Consider the following 231-nt stretch of genomic DNA (forward strand, 5'->3'; position numbering starts at 1 on the left):
GAGACAGGTCCTTGCGGTTAGAAGCCTTATCGCTTCATTCTTTAGATTGATACTTGCGTTAATATCCCTATCATGGTGTGTACGACAAGAAGGGCAGTCCCATTTACGTAGGTTTAGATTTTTAACGTCTTTGTTTTGATATCCACAACAAGAACATAATTGGCTTGAAGCAAATGTTTTCGATACGACAATGATTTGTTTGCCGTACCATTTTGCCTTATATTCCAACAT

The 231-nt window shown here is 38.1% G+C and carries 1 protein-coding gene; it reads right to left on the reverse strand.

The window, feature by feature from the left end:
• Positions 1–231 (reverse strand): zinc ribbon domain-containing protein (locus tag JDS96_RS31590; protein ID WP_199669194.1); only part of this gene is annotated, 231 nt, incomplete at both ends.

The organism is Bacillus cereus group sp. N21, assembly GCF_016483395.1.
GTDB lineage: Bacteria > Bacillota > Bacilli > Bacillales > Bacillaceae_G > Bacillus_A > Bacillus_A pseudomycoides.